The sequence below is a fragment of the Micromonospora sp. NPDC023888 genome (assembly GCF_040639415.1).
Lineage (GTDB): Bacteria > Actinomycetota > Actinomycetes > Mycobacteriales > Micromonosporaceae > Micromonospora.
The window spans coordinates 1-16,724 of the sequence record NZ_JBEZZW010000036.1 but is presented as its reverse complement, the minus strand read 5'-3'; the positions used below and the strand labels follow the sequence as shown (position 1 = coordinate 16,724).

At 68.6% G+C, this 16,724-nt stretch carries 21 protein-coding genes; 15 read left to right on the top strand and 6 right to left on the bottom strand.

Annotated features, from left to right (window positions below):
- Positions 1 to 129: 129 nt before the first annotated feature.
- On the top strand, positions 130 to 897 hold the full coding sequence (locus AB0F61_RS26640) for a hypothetical protein (RefSeq protein WP_357814740.1): 768 nt from the start codon (positions 130 to 132) through the stop codon (positions 895 to 897).
- 94 nt (positions 898 to 991) lie between these two features.
- A complete protein-coding gene (locus tag AB0F61_RS26635; protein WP_357814738.1) occupies positions 992 to 1,222 on the top strand; it encodes a hypothetical protein in 231 nt (76 codons plus the stop codon).
- Positions 1,223 to 1,344: 122 nt separating this feature from the next.
- On the opposite strand, the gene AB0F61_RS26630 is transcribed toward AB0F61_RS26635, so the two are convergent.
- The 4 genes from AB0F61_RS26630 to AB0F61_RS26615 all read right to left on the bottom strand — a co-directional run bounded on the left by AB0F61_RS26630 (position 1,345) and on the right by AB0F61_RS26615 (position 5,691).
- Complete coding sequence (locus AB0F61_RS26630) at positions 1,345 to 2,106, bottom strand: glucose 1-dehydrogenase (protein WP_357814735.1); 762 nt, start codon at positions 2,104 to 2,106, stop codon at positions 1,345 to 1,347.
- A 415-nt stretch (positions 2,107 to 2,521) separates the two neighbouring features.
- Positions 2,522 to 3,103 (bottom strand): helix-turn-helix domain-containing protein, encoded by a 582-nt coding sequence (locus AB0F61_RS26625; RefSeq protein WP_357814733.1) that lies wholly within the window; start codon positions 3,101 to 3,103, stop codon positions 2,522 to 2,524.
- A 225-nt stretch (positions 3,104 to 3,328) separates the two neighbouring features.
- The gene (locus AB0F61_RS26620; protein ID WP_357814730.1) at positions 3,329 to 4,465 is read right to left on the bottom strand and encodes a glycosyl hydrolase 53 family protein; all 1,137 of its coding nucleotides are present in this window, start codon (positions 4,463 to 4,465) and stop codon (positions 3,329 to 3,331) included.
- 41 nt (positions 4,466 to 4,506) lie between these two features.
- Positions 4,507 to 5,691, bottom strand: coding sequence for a cellulose binding domain-containing protein (locus AB0F61_RS26615; protein ID WP_357814728.1), 1,185 nt, complete (start codon positions 5,689 to 5,691; stop codon positions 4,507 to 4,509).
- 388 nt (positions 5,692 to 6,079) lie between these two features.
- Between AB0F61_RS26615 and AB0F61_RS26610 the strand changes: the two genes are divergently transcribed.
- The 3 genes from AB0F61_RS26610 to AB0F61_RS26600 all read left to right on the top strand — a co-directional run bounded on the left by AB0F61_RS26610 (position 6,080) and on the right by AB0F61_RS26600 (position 8,140).
- On the top strand, positions 6,080 to 6,907 hold the full coding sequence (locus AB0F61_RS26610; RefSeq protein ID WP_357814725.1) for an SAM-dependent methyltransferase: 828 nt from the start codon (positions 6,080 to 6,082) through the stop codon (positions 6,905 to 6,907).
- 35 nt (positions 6,908 to 6,942) lie between these two features.
- Complete coding sequence (locus AB0F61_RS26605; RefSeq protein ID WP_357814722.1) at positions 6,943 to 7,497, top strand: nucleotidyltransferase family protein; 555 nt, start codon at positions 6,943 to 6,945, stop codon at positions 7,495 to 7,497.
- A gap of 82 nt (positions 7,498 to 7,579) precedes the next feature.
- Positions 7,580 to 8,140, top strand: coding sequence for a GNAT family protein (locus AB0F61_RS26600; protein WP_357814720.1), 561 nt, complete (start codon positions 7,580 to 7,582; stop codon positions 8,138 to 8,140).
- 152 nt (positions 8,141 to 8,292) lie between these two features.
- Here the strand turns inward: AB0F61_RS26600 and AB0F61_RS26595 are convergent, their stop codons facing one another.
- The gene (locus AB0F61_RS26595) at positions 8,293 to 8,472 is read right to left on the bottom strand and encodes a hypothetical protein (protein WP_357814717.1); all 180 of its coding nucleotides are present in this window, start codon (positions 8,470 to 8,472) and stop codon (positions 8,293 to 8,295) included.
- Between the two features lie 357 nt (positions 8,473 to 8,829).
- Here AB0F61_RS26595 and AB0F61_RS26590 point away from each other — a divergent pair, with 357 nt between their 5' ends.
- The 7 genes from AB0F61_RS26590 (at position 8,830) to AB0F61_RS26560 (ending at position 13,396) form a co-directional block, all read left to right on the top strand.
- Positions 8,830 to 9,204 (top strand): metalloregulator ArsR/SmtB family transcription factor, encoded by a 375-nt coding sequence (locus AB0F61_RS26590; RefSeq protein WP_357814714.1) that lies wholly within the window; start codon positions 8,830 to 8,832, stop codon positions 9,202 to 9,204.
- On the top strand, positions 9,201 to 9,707 hold the full coding sequence (locus tag AB0F61_RS26585) for an SRPBCC domain-containing protein (protein WP_357814712.1): 507 nt from the start codon (positions 9,201 to 9,203) through the stop codon (positions 9,705 to 9,707). The genes AB0F61_RS26590 and AB0F61_RS26585 overlap by 4 nt, the downstream gene beginning before the upstream one ends.
- The gene (locus AB0F61_RS26580) at positions 9,695 to 10,258 is read left to right on the top strand and encodes a dihydrofolate reductase family protein (RefSeq protein WP_357814710.1); all 564 of its coding nucleotides are present in this window, start codon (positions 9,695 to 9,697) and stop codon (positions 10,256 to 10,258) included. Before AB0F61_RS26585 ends, AB0F61_RS26580 begins: the two co-directional genes overlap by 13 nt.
- A gap of 84 nt (positions 10,259 to 10,342) precedes the next feature.
- A complete protein-coding gene (locus AB0F61_RS26575) occupies positions 10,343 to 10,987 on the top strand; it encodes an alpha/beta hydrolase (protein ID WP_357814708.1) in 645 nt (214 codons plus the stop codon).
- 192 nt (positions 10,988 to 11,179) lie between these two features.
- Positions 11,180 to 11,788: a dihydrofolate reductase family protein gene (locus AB0F61_RS26570; protein WP_357814706.1), complete on the top strand. Its 609-nt coding sequence runs from the start codon at positions 11,180 to 11,182 to the stop codon at positions 11,786 to 11,788.
- A 52-nt stretch (positions 11,789 to 11,840) separates the two neighbouring features.
- Positions 11,841 to 12,164, top strand: a complete 324-nt coding sequence (locus AB0F61_RS26565; RefSeq protein WP_357814703.1) for a YciI family protein — start codon at positions 11,841 to 11,843, stop codon at positions 12,162 to 12,164.
- Entirely contained in the window at positions 12,161 to 13,396 is a 1,236-nt protein-coding gene (locus tag AB0F61_RS26560) for a DUF6596 domain-containing protein (RefSeq protein WP_357814701.1), read from the top strand. Before AB0F61_RS26565 ends, AB0F61_RS26560 begins: the two co-directional genes overlap by 4 nt.
- A gap of 154 nt (positions 13,397 to 13,550) precedes the next feature.
- Here AB0F61_RS26560 and AB0F61_RS26555 read toward each other — a convergent pair whose 3' ends face one another.
- Entirely contained in the window at positions 13,551 to 14,396 is an 846-nt protein-coding gene (locus AB0F61_RS26555) for a cell wall anchor protein (protein ID WP_357814698.1), read from the bottom strand.
- A gap of 337 nt (positions 14,397 to 14,733) precedes the next feature.
- Between AB0F61_RS26555 and AB0F61_RS26550 the strand changes: the two genes are divergently transcribed.
- The 3 genes from AB0F61_RS26550 to AB0F61_RS26540 all read left to right on the top strand — a co-directional run bounded on the left by AB0F61_RS26550 (position 14,734) and on the right by AB0F61_RS26540 (position 16,675).
- Positions 14,734 to 15,168 carry a hypothetical protein gene (locus AB0F61_RS26550; protein WP_357814695.1) on the top strand — a complete coding sequence of 145 codons (435 nt, stop codon included), beginning with the start codon at positions 14,734 to 14,736 and terminating at the stop codon, positions 15,166 to 15,168.
- Positions 15,169 to 15,231: 63 nt separating this feature from the next.
- On the top strand, positions 15,232 to 15,951 hold the full coding sequence (locus AB0F61_RS26545) for a VOC family protein (protein ID WP_357814692.1): 720 nt from the start codon (positions 15,232 to 15,234) through the stop codon (positions 15,949 to 15,951).
- A 346-nt stretch (positions 15,952 to 16,297) separates the two neighbouring features.
- Positions 16,298 to 16,675, top strand: coding sequence for a hypothetical protein (locus AB0F61_RS26540; RefSeq protein ID WP_357814690.1), 378 nt, complete (start codon positions 16,298 to 16,300; stop codon positions 16,673 to 16,675).
- Positions 16,676 to 16,724 lie beyond the last annotated feature (49 nt).

Sequence of the window (16,724 nt, the reverse complement as noted above, 5' to 3'; positions counted from 1 at the left end):
CGGCGTCGATCACGGGTGCTCCGGCTACCTTACGAACCGGCGCGGCGCGATGGACTCCCTCGACCGAGGGAGCGCATCCCGCAGACGGGTGGCGGTAGGCACGGCGCGGTGAGCCGTACGATCCTGGGCATGCCTGAGGTCGCGGCGCGGTTCGCCCAACTCGCCGACGAATACGGGTCCCGGAAGCGGGCGGCGACAGCGCTCGTTGAGGCGTGGGACTGGTACACCTGGCCGGGCCTTGACCTGCGCCCGTTGCGCTTCGAGCGGGACCTGCTCAGGCCGGGGCGTCGTCTGGCTGCCCGTCCGCCGGTGGATGTGGACGTCCTGCGGCTCGGGTTCGACACCCAGGGCCGGGTGGCAGTGGTTGAGGAGTACAGCGGTTTTCTGCACGGCCGCCTGTACTACGAGACGTTCTTCCGCCACGGCGACGAGGTTGTCGAGGTAGCGCACTTCGACACGGACGGCCCGATCTACCTGCACGAGTACCGCTTCGAGGACGGGTTGATGCGCTCGGCGGACATGGTCGCGCGACGCGGCTCGGGGCGGGAATCGTACGCGTACACCGATGGGCGGATCAGCCGTGTCGAGATCGAACACCACGGCCGTTCGCAAGCCGTACTGGTGGCCGAGCATGACGACCACGGCCTGCTCCGGCTCGTCGAGGTCACCGGCAGGCAGACGCGCGAGCGGTACGTCCGACCACCGGCCGGCTTCGATCTTGACGTGGCGTGCCGCGCCCTCGAAGACGAGTTGGTGGCGCTGATTCCGGACGCGGCAGCACGGCTGCCGATCGACGACCCCATCGCCTGCCTCGCCCTCAGCTACGCCGGACCCGCAACTGTCACTCGGCATCAGCGCGGCCACCGCCGAGGAGCGCGCCGACCTGCGCACGGTTGACGCCCGAGCTGCCTGGTCGCCGGAAGACTTCGAGACCAGCACCGACATCGACCTCGACGACACCGGGCCGCGACTGGTACGGCAGGAGCTCGCATTGCTCGACGCGGGCGACGCCGACGTCTCGGCCGGATCCGAGATCCTCCGGCGACTGTTGTGCGCGGTCGCGGCTCGGCTGAACCGGCGCGACTGGTCGGCCACGCTGCCGGTCACCGATGATTTCGTGGTGTACGCGGTCGACCTCGAACTGGTCGACCTGGAACGGAACCTGACCGACTGCCTGCCACCGGACCGACTCGCCCAGTTCCGGGAGCGGGGCCTGTGGTGACCCCCTCGCCCCAGACGCGACAACGGCACCGGAGTGCCGTCCTGATGGGCGCGGGAGGTCGGCCGGGCGCACCGGCCTGCGCAGGCCGGGGATCGACCCGCGCGGGCCGGTGATGGGTGGAACTAGGCGGTGGCTCCCCCGTCGAACACCAGGTCGGTGCCGACAGCGAAGCCGGCGTCGGGTGAGGCCAGGTACAGCACCGCCGCGGCGATCTCGTCGAGGGTGCCGACGCGGCCGATCGGCAGCTGTGCCGCCATCCGGTCCGCGCGGTCGGCTGGGCTTTCCCCGGGCCGAAGAGACATCGCGGTGTCCATGGGCCCGGGGCTGACGCTGTTGATCCGGATCCCGTCCCGGATGTGGTCCAGGGCGGCGTTGCGGGTCAGCGCACTCACCGCAGCCTTTGTCGCGACGTACGCGCCGAGGCCAGAGCGTCGCGCGTGAGCACCGAGGTTCGAGGCGATGTTGACGATGACGCCGCCACCGTGGGCCCGCATGTGAGCGATTTCGTGCTTCATGGACAGCAGCGTGCCGGTGAGGTTCACCGCGACGAGGTGATGCCACTGCTCCTCGTCGACGTCGCCGATCGGGCCAACCGCGGCCAGGATGCCGGCGCTGTTGACCGCGATGTCGAGCCCGCCGTACCGGCCGGTGGTCTCAGCCACCAGCCGGGCCAGGTCGGCCGAGTGGGTGATGTCGGCGGTGACGGCCGAAGCCTGGCCGCCCTCGTCCTCGATGAGCTTGACGGTTCCGTCGAGCGAGCCGAGCGTGCGACCCGCCACGACGACGGCCGCTCCCTCTCGGGCGAACGCTCGTGCGACGGCCTGGCCGATTCCTGCGCCGCCGCCGGTGACGAGGGCGACCTTTCCAGCGAATCGTGCGGTCAAGGCGTTGACTCCTTCTGGGTGTCGGATCTGTTGTGTTGGTGCGGTTCGCGCTCTGGGGGGAACGCCATCGGCCGAGGCGGCGAGATCCGCCCGGTCGGAGCCGTCGTGGTCCGTCAGCCGAAGACCGGGCCGACCGGCGAGATTCCCGGCCCGCCGTCCTGACCTGCGTCACCGAGTCGCGGCCACGGGCCACGACTGTGCGCCGCCGCACCGAGCCTGCCCGGCGGTACGTCGGGGACGGTCGCCGCCATCGTCACTCACCCTCCCTCTGCAATTCGGGAACGTCCGTTCTGTTTTTGGCGCACTAGCTGCCGCCGCAAGGCCGAGAAGGAACGTCGACACGAGCCGCCCCGCACGAATCTCGACCATGGGAGCCTGCCCGCGAACAGTGCTCCGCCTCGGCGGCGCGCCGCCGTCAGTCGAGCAGGGCCAGCGCCTGCGTGGCGGCGTCCCGCAGCCGCCGCGGCTCCCCCGACACCTTGCCCACCACCCGGATGCCCTGCATCAGCACGAGCAGAAGCCGGGCCAGCGCACGCGGGTCCTTGCCCGGCGCGAGCTCACCCTGGGCCTGCGCCCGGATCAACGCAGAGGTCATCGCGGTTTCCAGGAAATCCCAGCTCGCCGCCACACGACGTGCCGCCTGTCGATCGTGGGGCGCAACCTCCACTGCCGTGTTGACGATGAAGCAGCCACGCCGCCCGCTGTCGTCGCCGGCCTCGCGCGCGTATCGCTCGACGAGGGCCCGTACGGCCGGCAGCGCCGGACCCGGCTGCGACAGAGCACGAAGCAGGGTGGGGTCGACCAGGTCGCCGTACCGGTCGAGCGCCTTGAGATAGAGGTCGTGCTTGTTGCCGAATGTCGCGTAGATGCTCGCTCGCGCCACGCCCAGATGCTCGACCAGATCGGCCATCGAGGTCGCCTCGTACCCCCGCTCCCAGAAGAGGTCGAGGGCCGCCCGCAGTGCCGCGTCCGGATCGAACTCCTTGGTCCTTGCCACGGCTCGACCCTAGCCGTATCCAGATCGATCGGTCAAGAAAGGTGGAGGCCTACCGCCGACGGCCTGGGCTGGGAGGCTGCCCGCGTCGGCGGACACTGTCGTTACCGCCTCTGGTCACGGCGCGGGTTCCAGCACGACGACGGGAATCTGGCGGGTGCTGTTCCGCTCGTGGTGGCGCAGCCTGATACGCGGCCCTTACGGCCGGGTCGGCGCGTCCGGCGTCGATCAGGGCGTCCAGCGCACGCCCGGGTTCACCCGCCCGGACCAGTCGAAGACCGCCATGTTGTCCCACTGGTTTCCGGTGCCGTTGATGTTGGCCGGGTCCCAGCCGTTGCCACTGACGGCGTACCAGGTCGGTTCCCAGTAGAAGACACCGATGGCTCCCGCGTTGCGGGCCGTGTTCTGGACCCAGTCGAACTCCTGGGCCTGCCCGGACCAGGTCGCGCCGATGCCGTCACAGGTCGCGTTGCCGATGGCGTTCGGCTCGCTGTCGGCGTTGTTCCGGGTGAAGGGGTACGCGGTCTCCGCGATCACCACCGGTTTGCCGTAGCGGCCACGCAGGTCGACGATGTTGTTGTAGAGGTTCGCCAGGGTGCCGTGCCACATGCAGTAGTACGACAGGGCCGTGATGTCCCACTGCACACCCTGCGCGCGGATGCCGTCGTAGAACCATCGGGCGTTGGCGTTGCTGTCGGCGTTGGCGGTGTGGATCATCACCGGGATGCCGCCGCCACATGCCTTGGTCGCGTTGTAGCCCTGCTTCAGCAGGCCGGCCAGCGGGGCGAAGTCGTTGTTGACGACCTTGCCCTCGTTCCACAGCATCCCCACGTTGATCTCGTTACCGATCTGCACGCTGTCCGGTGGGGTGCCCTGCTGGCTGAGGCTCGAGCAGATGTCGTAGGTGAAGGTGTACACGTCGCTACGCAGTTGGCTCAGGCTGTGGCCGGCCCAGGCGGCCGGCTTGTACTGCTTGCCGGGGTCGGCCCAGGTGTCGGAGTAGTGGAAGTCGATGAGCACCTTGAGGCCCTTCGCCCTGGCCGCCCTCGCCTGGGCCAACACCCTGCTCTTGTTGTTGTAGCCGCTGATCGGGTTGTTCCACACCCGCAGTCGGACGTAGTTGACGCCGACGGACCTCAGGATGTCCAGTGGGTCGCGGGCGACACCTGCCGCGTCGTAGTACCTGGCACCCAGATCCAGGCTGCGCTGCAAGGAGGAGACATCCGCGCCCCGCATACTCAGCGTGTTAGCGGCGGAGGCGGGCGCGGGCGTGCCGCCGAGCGTGGCGCAGACGAGGACGCCAGCCAGGAACGCCCCGATCAGGGCCCTGGGGCGGCGGTGGGATGCGGCCGGATGGGTGTTCACGAGACTCCTCTTTCCACAAGAGAGCCCACGCCGGGCCGCGATCAGCCCACGGTGCAGGGAGCGCCGTTCACCGAGAAGGCGGTCGGCGGCGTGGCGCTGGCGCTCCACCGACCCTGAAGGCCGAAGGTCGCGGAGCCGTTCGGCGCGAGGACGCGATTCCAGTCGACGTTGCGGGCGGTCACCGTGGTGCCGGTCTGGCTGACCGTGGCGTTCCATCCCGACGTGATCTGCTGGTCCCCGGGGAAGCTGAAGGTGACGATCCAGCCGTCGATCGGTACCGGCCCGACGTTCTGAACCGTCGCCGTGTCCACGAAACCGCCCGGCCACTCGGACTGGTTGCGGTAGGTCACCCGGCAGGTCGAGGGCGGCGGAGGCGGCGGAGTGGGCGTCGTGGGCACGGTGACCGTGTTGGACGCGATCGACACGTTGCCCACCGCGTCCCGGGCCCGCACGTAGTACAGGTTACGCAGCGGCGTCGACGGGGGTATTGACGCCGTGTACGTCGTTCCCGGCACGGTGGCGACAAGTGTCGAGCTGAACCAGCCGTCGAACCGGTAGACGTTGTACCCGAGCACTCCGACGTTGTCCGTCGACGGCGACCAGGACAGCGCGGCGGTCGACGCGGTCACCTCGCCCAGGGTCAGGCTCTGCGGCGCGCTCGGCGGGGTGGTGTCCGGGCCGGTGTCCGTCACCGGGGTGACCACGGTCAGCGCGTCCGTCGACGTCGAGCGGTGTCCGAGGCCGTCCCGGGCGGCCACCCGGAACGAGTACTGGTTGCCCGGCCGGAGGTAGCCGGTGATCGTGGCAGTGGTGACGGCCCCGACGCTGGCGCTGTAGATGACGTCGTCGAACGCCTGGTAGTACGTGATGTCGTAGCCGGCGATGGCGCAGCAGCCCGGCGTGGCGGCCGTCCAGGTGAGGGTGACCGACCCGGTCCGTACCTCGCTGGCGGTCAGGTTCGTTGGCGCGCTCGGCGGGAAGGGCGAGGTGTTCGGCGTGCCGGGCGCGGTCGGTGGCGGCGCGGTTGCGGTCGGCTCCACGACGGACGCCGCGGCCCCACCGGGCGCCGGACCGACCCCCGGGTACGCGGCGGGCGCCGCGGTGCCGGCGTCGGCCGCCGGTGCGACGCTCAGAGCGGATCCGAGTACCGCGGTCGACACCACGACGGCGGCCAGCAGACCCGGTCGCAGCCGGCGGAACAGCGAGGACGAACAGACGCCTGTCATAGGTCGACGATGCGCCAAACATATCGATGATCGCCAACGCATCTCACGCCTCGGCCGACGACCGGCCCGACCCTCCCCGTGGGTCGGTGCGCCGCCGAGATCACCTGGTCCTGTCCGTACCTCAGGGTGGAAGCTGTCCGGCGCGTTGTGCGTCCACCCCCTGTGGCATCACACCGGATTCAGTACGGATCCGTGCCGCGCCCGGCCGAAAATGCCGGGCCGGCGTCCGTTACGGCGTGTCGCTCGGTGAGCGCGCTGGTGAGGGGGCCATTCGCTGGGAGCGATACCATCGGGGCGGAATTCAAGCCTTCCGCTCGCTACACTCGCCGGAATCCGGCACCGCCCGCAGACCCGAGCCTGCGTCCGTCCCGATCGAATGGAGACGCCTGTGACCCGCGACAAGGCGGCACCCCCCGGCATCGACCCCCGTGTTCCGAGCGTGGCCCGGGTCTACGACTTCTTCCTGGGCGGCAAGGACAACTTCGAGGTCGACCGACAGGTCGCCGAGCACGCTCTGCGGATCACACCGGACGGGCCGGCAGCCGGCCAGGCGAACCGGGCCTTCCTGCGTCGGGTGATCCGCTTCCTTGTCGCCGAGGCGGGCATCGACCAGTTCCTCGACATCGGATCAGGGTTGCCCACCCAGGGCAACGTGCACGAGGTCGCCACCGAGCACAATCCGAAGGCGCAGGTGGTGTATGTGGACAATGATCCGATCGTCCTGACCCACGGACGGGCCCTGCTCGCCGCGGAGGGCACGGCGACGGTGATCCAAGCGGACGTTCGGGCACCGCAGGAGATCCTCCACCACCCGGACGCACGTCGGTTCCTCGACTTCGACCGGCCGATCGGGTTGTTGCTCTTCGCGATCCTGCACCACCTCGGTGACGACGAGGATCCGCGAGCGGTGGCGGCGGAGTTGATCGACGCGCTCCCCTCCGGCAGTTACGTGGCGATCTCGCACTTCCGGGACCCGGGCGAGCGAGACCCCGAGGGCTCCCGTAAGGCTCGCGAGGTCGAGCGGGTCTTCAACGAGTCGCTCGGCACCGGCCGCTGGCGTACCGACGAGGAGATCCTCTCGTTCGTCGATGGGCTGACGGTGCTGGACCCGGGGCTGGTGCCGTTGGCCGAGTGGCGTTCGGAGCCCGGTACGCCCGCTCCGAAGCAGACCGACACCTATCACACCTTCGTCGGGCTCCTTGCCCGCAAACCGTAGGTCCCGCCGCTCGGGCACGAATGAGGGTCCCTGAGATGGTCGTGAGCGCGCAGGACGTTGTGGGCGTGATCGAGTCAGATCCGCGCGCGATGGGTGTCCTTCGGGCTACGGCGGACCTTGGTTTACCGGACTGGTGGATCGGCGCCGGCTTCGTACGCAACCGCGTCTGGGACGCGATCAGCGGCCTCCCGGTCGCGCCGGAGCGCGACGTGGATGTCGCCTACTTCGACCGGGAGAAGCTGGACCCACGCGAGGACGCACGCGCCGAAGCCCGAGCCGTCAGGGCCCTGCCTGAGGTGCCGTGGGAGATTCGAAATCAAGCACGGATGCACCTGCGCAACGGCGATGCGCCCTACACGTCGGCCCTGGACGCGATATCGCGCTGGCCCGAAACGGCAACGTGCGTCGCGGTGACTCTGCGGGGTGACTCTGTTCGCCTGGTGGCCTGCCACGGGCTGACCGACCTGGTGGGAATGGTTGTCCGCCCGTCTCCGGCCATGGACGACGCAGCGGGCCGCGCGACGGTACAGCGCCGCGTGGAGGCCAAGGGATGGCTGCACCGATGGGCCGGGCTGCGACTCTGCATCTAGCGCTCGGACAGTGCGCGATGTCGGGCCGGGCGGCCCGATATTCGGGCGTCTCGCCGGGCTGCGTCCACTAGCGTGCGGCCTCATGGAGAACACCACCATCCGCACCGAACGCCTCGAGCTTCGCCCGGTGCGGGACGAGGACGTCGACCGGATCCTGGAGTACCGCAATCTGCCGCAGGTCACGCGCTGGCTACTGCGCACGCAGGTCGACCCTGACTCCTTCCGCACGGTATGGCGACGCGCGGCCGCAGACCCTGACGACCACAGCATGGCGGCGACGCTCGACGGCGTGGTGATCGGAACCGTCTCGCTCGACGTCGTCGACGGCATGGGTCAACCCGGCATGCCACCACGGACCGAGGCCCACCTCGGATACATCTTCGATCCGGCCTACGCCGGAAACGGCTACGCGACCGAGGCGGTCACCGCGGTGGTGGCGCACGCATTCGACCGGCTGGGCATTCGGAGGATCACCGCCGGCTGTTTCGCGGACAACCTCGCCTCGGTGCGAATCCTCGAGAAGGTCGGCATGCGTCGTGAGCAGCACGGCGTCGGCGATTCCTGGCACGCCGAACGGGGCTGGGTGGACGGCTACACGTACGCCCTCCTCGCCGAGACCTGGCATCGAGAGGCGACACCGTAGGACCAGGGGCATACCGTCGCCATCTCCCGCACCTACACCCAGGCACGAAGTTGGCCCTCGGCAGCGCCGAGGGCCAAACGGTTTCGGCAGGCGCGGGGCAACCGGTCGAAACCTCTCCGTGCCTGAGGCATCTCAGGCATTCCTGAGTCGGGCTAGCGAACGACGCGATGAAGCAAACCGGTCGTCGCGACGCCCACCGTCACACCCGCGGCGGGACCAGCCGCAAAACCGATCAGAAGTCCCACGCCGGTGCCGACGGCCAGAATCACAACCCACCGCAACGGGAGGTGACTCTGCTCAGGCTCTTCAGTTGTGACACGTGGATCGATCATCGAACCACCTTCCAATCACCTGGGAGGGTGTGGGCGACCCAGAAAATCGGTCGGCCCCGCTAAGGCAGCGACCGGAATTCGAGGCCGCCCCCGGCCAGCCTGGCAACAGCCAGGCCAGCGGTTGGAGGTCGTGGCGTGCACGGCCTCCGTTCCCCAGGCGAATCGGAAGGAGTTGCGGCTCCCGTCGATTCACGCAGACGCCATCGTACTCCTTGGATGCCATGTCAGCGACCGGCACCGATCGACGGCGGCGACGCCGGCAGGCGGCGGGACCGAGCTGGCCGGGCGACCGGTCCGTTGACGACATCGCTCACGCGGCAATACACTTAACACAGTGGTTAAATGAAAGGGGCTTCGATGGCTGGCACCGATCAGCTCAGCGCGGTGTTCTCGGCGCTCGCCGACCCGACTCGACGGGCAATCGTCGCCGAGCTGGCCGAACGCGACGCCACGGTCACCGAACTCACCGCTCCTCTGTCCATCTCGATGCCAGCGGTGTCCCGGCACCTGAAGGTGCTCGAGCGTGCCGCGCTCATCTCGCGGTCGCGGTCGGGCAAGTGGCGCGCGAGCCACCTCGAGGCCGCCCCGCTGCGCGAGGCGGCCGACTGGATCGAGCGTTACCGGCGGCTCTGGGACTCGTCCCTCACCCGCCTCGATGCCCACCTCGCCGCGGTCCAGGCCGCCGGACGGGCAACGGACCGGACGGCCGACGAGCCCAGGGAGATCGAATGAAGACCGAAACTCCGCAGCTCGTCATCTCCCGCGTGTTCGACGCGCCACGGGAGCTCGTCTATCGGGCCTTCACCGATCCCGATCACCTGGCGGCGTGGTGGGGCCCGACCGGCAACTCACTGCCGCGCGACGAGATCGAGTTCGACGTGCGCCCCGGCGGCTTTCAACGGTGGACGGAGGTCAACGCATCCGACCCCGGTCTTCGCGTGCACATCCACGTCGACCTCACAGACGTCGCCGACGGCGAACTACTCGACGGCGTCATGCACGTCGGTGGCCGGCTGCAGGAGGGCATCGAGCCGTTCGAGACGAGACTCCGGATCGAGTTCCACGACGAGGCCGACGGACGGACGCGACTGGAGATCCGCCAGTGGCTCCCCGAGCACCTGGCGCACCCCAGCGAGGAAGGTTGGCGCCAAGCGTTCACCAAGCTGGACGCCGCGCTGAAGAATGCCCAAGCCGTTGCGGCTGATCATCGAGAGGTGGAGGCATGGCGAAGCTGATTTACCTGACGAACGTGTCGCTTGACGGCTACATCGAGGACGAACGCGCGGCATTCGACTTCTTCCCGGTTGACGACGAGGTATTCGCGTTCACCACCGACCTGGTGCGGTCCGTGGGCACGTTCCTCTACGGGCGACGCCTGTACGAGGCGATGGCCGTCTGGGAGACAAACGCGGCTCTGGCCGCGCAGTCCGACCTCACGGCCGGCTTCGCGAGCGCCTGGCAGGCGGCGAGCAAGGTCGTCTACTCCACGACCCTTCCCGCGGTGTCAACTGCCGACACCCGACTCGAACGACGGTTCGACCCCGACGCGGTACGCGAACTGAAGGCCACGGCCAGCAGCGATCTCACCGTAGGAGGGGCCAACCTCGCGACGCAGGCTTTCAGGGCCGGGCTTGTCGACGAGTGCCAGCTGTTGATCCTGCCCATTGTCGTCGGCGGGGGAAAGCCAGGGCTGCCGACCGGCGTACGCGCCAACCTTGAGCTTCTCGATGAGCGCCGATTCCACAATGGCGTCGTACACCTCCGCTACCGCACTCTCGGACAGTGAACGACAGCCATCGCTCGCGGCCTTGCCGATGAGTGGGTGCGTCGGGAGCGGTGGCTGTCGTACCGGTGTGTGAGGCTTCGGGGCATGGCGACTTTCGTTCTGATCCACGGGGGTGGGGGCAGCGCCTGGGACTGGCATCTCCTTGTCCCCGAGCTGACCAGTCGCGGCCACGACGTGGTGGCACCGGAGCTGCCGATCGAGGACAGGTCCGCGGGGTTCGCCGAGTTCGGCCAGACGGTGGTCGACGCGATTGGCGACCGGAGCGACCTCGTGGTCGTCGGGCACTCGTACGGTGCGTTCACCGCGCCGCTCATCGCCGACAAGGTGCCGGTACGGCTGATCGTCCTGCTCACACCGATGGTCCCCAAGCCCGGTGAGAGGCCCGGTGACTGGTGGGCCAACACCGGTTACCGCGGCGCGGAGGGGCTCAGCGAGGAGGAGCAGTTCTACAACGGCGTGCCCGCTGACATCGTCGCCGCGGCGGCGACACACAGCCGGGAGCAGGTGAGCGCGGAAGGGAACGAGCCGTGGCCCCTGGACGCCTGGCCGGACGTGCCGACGACGGTGCTCATCGCACGCGAGGACCGGTTCTTCCCGGCGGACTTCCAGCGCCGGGTGGCCGCCGACCGGCTCGGCGTCGTCCCGGACGAGATAGACGGCGGGCACTCGGTGGCGCTCAGCCACCCGAGGCAACTCGCCGACCGTCTAACCGCGTACCCGCTGCCCTGAAGACGGGACACGGCCATCACGGTCCGAACCTCCCGGGCGCCGCGGGGATGAGCGGTCGGAGCGATGACGGCCGGGCGTTCCGGATGATTCTTCGAAGAAGTTCGGGAAGAGGTGTCGGATCGGGGCGGTGGTGTTCGTAGCAGGGGTAAGGCCGCCCGGAAGAGGTGGCGCCAAGGCGAAGGAACCGCGATCATGAAGCTGACTACCGTGACCCAGATCACCCTCGATGGAGTGATGCAGGGAAACGGCGCCACGTCGGATGACCGCAGGAACGGATTCGAGCGCGGTGGATGGGGCCGGGGTGCGGGTGCCGACGAGACCAGGTCGTTCATCACGCAGACCTACCAGCGCGCCGACGCGTTCCTGTTCGGTCGGCGCACCTACGAGTTGTTCGCCGGCACCTGGGGATCGATCGACGAGATGCGCGCTCATCCCATCGGCGTGGCCTTGCACGAGAGCCCGAAGTACGTGGCCTCGACCACGCTTTCCGCACCGCGTTGGGAGGACACGACCGTTCTCCGCGCTGACCTGGCGGCGGCCATCGGTGAGCTGAAGGCCAGGCCAGGGGGTGAGTTGCAGGTGCACGGCAGTGGCGCCCTGACCCGGTGGCTACTGGAGAACGATCTGGTCGACGAGATGACCCTGATCGTGATCCCGGTGATCCTCGGCCAGGGCGCAAGACTGTTCCCGGAGAACGGTCCGGATCTAGCGCTCGACCTGGTCGAGTCGCGGGTCGACGCGAAGGGCGTGACGATCCAGGTCCACCGGCCGGCCGGGCGCCCGCGGTATGCAATGGCCTGAAGCCCCCGACCACCGAACAACCCTTCTTGACACCACAGGAGACGATCTTCAGATGCGGTACCTGGCTTCCGTGATCGATGACAAGAGCAATCCCGGCAGCACGGACAGGCAGCCTGCCATCAGCGCGTTCAACGAACGGCTGATCGCCGAGGGCTACTGGGTCTTCGCGGGCGGACTCGCGGACACCGACGCGGCAACCGTCATCGACAACCGGGGCGAGCAGGTGGTGTTCACCGACGGGCCTTTCGTGGAGTCGAAGGAGTACCTCGCCGGCGTCTGGGTGTGGGAGCTCCCCGATCTGGATGCGGCGCTCAAGCTCGCCGCGGAGGCGTCGAAGGTCTGCGATCGGAAGATCGAGGTGCGGCCGTTCCAGTGAGCGACGTTGAAGAGGCAGTCACCCGGGCCCACCACGACGAGTGGGCCCGGGTGGTCGCCTCGCTGACTCGGCGCTTCGGTGACCTCGACATCGCCGAGGAGGCGGCGGCCGAGGCGTTCGCGACCGCCGTGGAACGGTGGCGCGCCGACGGCGTTCCCCCCAACCCCGGCGCGTGGCTGACCACCACCGCCACCCGCAAGGCCATCGACCGGATCCGGCGCGAGAACAAGCGCGACGACAAGCACAGGGAGGCTCAGATGGTGTACGACGACACCCCACCTGAATCTCTCGGCGTCATCGACGACGACCGGCTGCGGCTGATCTTCACCTGCTGTCACCCGGCGCTGGCGATGGAAGCCCGCGTGGCACTGACGCTGCGCATGCTCGGCGGGCTGACCGTGCCCGAGATCGCCCGTGCCTTCCTGGTGCGGGAGACCACCTTGGAACAGCGGATCACCCGCGCGAAAGCCAAGATCAAGGCGGCTCGGATCCCCTATCGTGTGCCGGCCGCCGCGGATCTCCCGGCACGGATCTCCGGCGTACTCGCCGTGCTGTATCTCGTCTTCAACGAGGGCTACCTGGCGACCGGCCCCGACACCGATCCCATCCGTCACGAGCTGACCGCCGAGGCGATCCAGCTGACCCGCCTGATCCGCGCCCTGCTGCCGGAGGACGGCGAGGTGGCCGGCCTGCTGGCGCTGATGCTGCTCACCGAGGCCCGCCGCCCCGCTCGGGTTTCGACGAGCGGCGAACTGGTCACCCTCGACGAGCAGGACCGTGGGGCCTGGGACGCGGCGCTGCTCGCCGAGGGTCACCGGCTCGTGCGCGAGCGCCTCGCCGCTGCCGCCGCCGGCGTGGCTCCGGGCCGCTACCAGATCCTCGCCGCGATCAACGCCGTGCACACCTCCGCCCGCGACATCCGCGACACCGACTGGTGGCAGGTCGTCGCCCTCTACGACCAACTCGCCCACCTCGACTCCTCGCCGATCGTCGCCCTCAACCGGGCCATCGCGGTCGCCGAGCTCGACGGGCCCGAGGTGGCGCTGGCGGCCGTCGACCGTCTTGAGGACGAGCTGGCCGGCTATCACGCGTACCACGCGACCCGCGCCGACCTGCTACGCCGACTGGGCCACACCCAGCGGTCCCGCGCTGCCTACGACAAAGCCATCGAGCTGGCCGGCAACACCGCCCAGACCGCCAACCTGATCCGCCGCCGCGACCAACTGCGGTAGCGGACTACAGGAAGAACCGCCCGATTTCCCACCTGTCGGGCCCGCCGAGAGGGTGGCCCGCCCCTCATGGAGCGGCCCACCCGAGCCCGCCGGCCACAGCCGCCGAAGACACCCGACGGCCTCCGAGACGTCAGGCCGATGCTGACGCCGCTGGCTAGGACGTGCAGTCGAGCGCACGTGCGATGTACAGGCCGTGGTTCAGGTAAGCCAGAAGGACATCGGTGGTCCCGTTGTCGAGCGCCTCCTGCGCGGCTGCCTGCACGTTGGCACCAGCGTTCGGCATCGTCCGGTTCGCCCCGATCCGCAGATCGATGGTCCAGGTGGTCTGCAGGCTCGTCTTGAGGAACGCGCGGAGATCACTCGCGGTACCGTCCAGCCGCGCCTGGATTGTTTCGGGCAACACGGTCAACGAGTCGGCGACCGCCGCGGACATGATCTGGTTCGCCAGCACCCGCACCTCGGTGTCGGAGGCGGTATCGAGGTCGACGGTGACAAGCTCGCGAATATCCGTGTACAGCTTGAGGGACCCGGAGTCGAGCGCACGTGCGATGTACAGGCCGTGGTTCAGGTAAGCCAGAAGGACATCGGTGGTCCCGTTGTCGAGCGCCTCCTGCGCGGCTGCGTGCACGTTGGCACCAGCGTTCGGCATCGTTCGGTTCGCCGCGATCCGCAGATCCGTATTCCAGGTGGTCTGCAGGCTCGTCTTGAGGAACGCGCGGAGATCATTCGCGGTGCCGTCCAGCCGCGCCTGGATTCTGCCGGGCAACACGGTCAACGAGTCGGCGACCGCCGCGGACATGATCTGGTTCGCCAGCACCCGCACCTCGGTGTCGGAGGCGGTATCGAGGTCGACGGTGACAAGCTCGCGAATATCCTCGTACACGATAGCTTCGCAGGATGTTTCGGTGAGACCGGACGATCTGGTCTGCGCCACCGCCGGTGTCGCCGGGACCAGGAAGGCCAGTGCCAGGAGGATGCCTACCGAAATCTTCCGTCGCATGTGAACTTGTCGTTCCTTCCACTCACGTCTGTGATCGTCAGTGCGGAACATACAAGATCTCCGAGATCCGCACGGCCCGCTCGGTCCTGCCTGAGCCCTTGAGCACCGACCGCGTCGGTTGGCGGAACGCGGCCCGAGTCACACGCTGATTGGTTGAACATCCGCCGCATCCGGTCCGGTGTCGCATCGAATCACGCTGGTGTACGGCGACCCGACGTGTCGACCCGCGCCAACGGCACACCGGTTCGACCGGGTGGAGTTCCCGCGGGCCCTCGCCGAGCAAACCTGAGTACGCCGACTCATGCCCGGCCAACCTGAGCCACCCAGGCTGGACCGCATGACGTCAGGAGCGGTCGGCACAGGTCGACGGGGTGGCCCGATCGTGGCACTCCTGGTCCTGCTCTGGATCTGCGGACTGATCGCGGCGGCCCTGTGGTGGGTGGGCATCATCCTGGAGCAGTGGAGCGCCAGCTACGACAACCAGCCCAGCGAACTCGATGACATCCAGCGTCGGGCCAGCCTGGCCCTGCTGATCGCCGCGTTGGTCGCGACCGCCGGGCCGGCCCTCGTAGCGCTCGTCGCGTACCAACTGCGGCTCGTACGCACAGCAGTCGTCTTCCTGGTGCTAACCGTCGTGATCGCCGTGCCCGCCGTGCCGCTCGCTGCCTCCGCCGGCCAGGGCCTGGATCCGGCGCCGGCAGCGACGACGCCCGGCCCGCCGGGGTACTGCATGGAACACAGCGGCGGCGACACCCGCTGCCCGGGCGGCTGATCGAAGACGACGATCGGCTATTTCCATGTGCGACGGACACCCTGTGACGCCTAGGAAGGAGGCATGACCAACGAGCGGACCGTTCCCCTGCTGCCGTGCGCATCCATCGACGACATCGAGACTTTCTACGGAGTTCTCGGTTTCCGCACCACGTACAAGCAACGCAAGCCCAACGCCTGTGTGGGGGTGCAGCGCGAAGACCTGCATCTGCAGTTCTTCGAGATCGCCGGATTTGACCCGGAGCAGTCCTATGGCTCCTGTCTCGTACTCACCGCGGACATCGAGGGACTGCATCGGGCATTCGCAGCCGGCATGCGCGCCGCGTACGGCAAGGTACTGGTGTCCGGAACGCCGCGGATGACCCGGCCCAGGGCGCGGAAGAACGCCGACGGGTTGGGCGGATTCAGCGTCATCGACCCGGGCGGCAACTGGATCCGCGTCTTTCGGGACGCCGCCACCGCACCCATGCCGGCCGCCACCCCTGCCGGGCGGCTGTCCAAGGCCCTGGCGAATGCTGTTGTGCAGGCCGATTCCAGGGGAAGCGTCGGACAGGCCGTTCGGATCCTCGACACCGCGTTGGCCCGCCCGCAAGCCGACGACGACCGGGTCGAGCAGGTAGAGGTCCTGGTCTACCGCGCCGAACTTGCGATGGTGCTGCACGATCCAAAGACTGCGGCCGAGATGCTGGCCCGCGCCCAGTCCGTCACGCTCACGGAAGACGAATCCGAAAGGGCGGCACCCGCGTTCGACAACGCCGCCGAACTCGCGGCAGCACTGCGGTGACACACCATACGAACGCCTTCCTCATCTCGGCATGAGCGGACGCCGCCTCACTGCCTCCGGGATGCCAAGCTGACGCCTTCGGATTCGCGGAAGACGTCACCACGGAGGATGCCCTGGACACCGCGTCGCGGGCTCCAGACCTAGGGTTCGGTGCTCGTCGGCCCACTAACTGATCCCACCCGTCCGACCGGGGCTGGTAGCGTGCGCCGAACATGAAGATCATGGGGGAACATCGATGAACCGAACTCGACTCGTTTTGACTGGCTTGGCCGCTGCGTCGGCGATCGCCATGTCCGGCTGCGATCCGCAGCCCGAATCTGAGGGCACCGCAACCTCGCCGTCCCCGGTGGCCTCCAGCGCCGCTCCGACCGGCGGTGCGGCCACCACCGCGGCCAGCACCGCGGCCAATGACGCGACCACAGTGAAGGCCTGCGCCGACATCAAGAAGGACATCCGAGACAACGCGGCCAAGATCACCAAGGCCGAGAAGATCGGCCCGCCAGCCGGGCACTTCGCGGTCAGTGCCCAGTGGGCTGCCGGCTCGGTCGCGATCCTGGCGCACTCGATAGGTGCCAACGAGGTAGTCACCGCCGCCTCCGAGAAAATCCAGAACGAGATGATGGGCCTGAGCGACGCGTACAACAAGTCCGCCGACGCCAAGCCCAGCAAGAAGGCCCTGGAAGCCGCCATCAAGGAGCTGGACACCGCCTGCTCGGCCGCCTGACGGTTCGACCACGCAATCGGCGGTGACCGTCACCCGGACGGTCACCGCC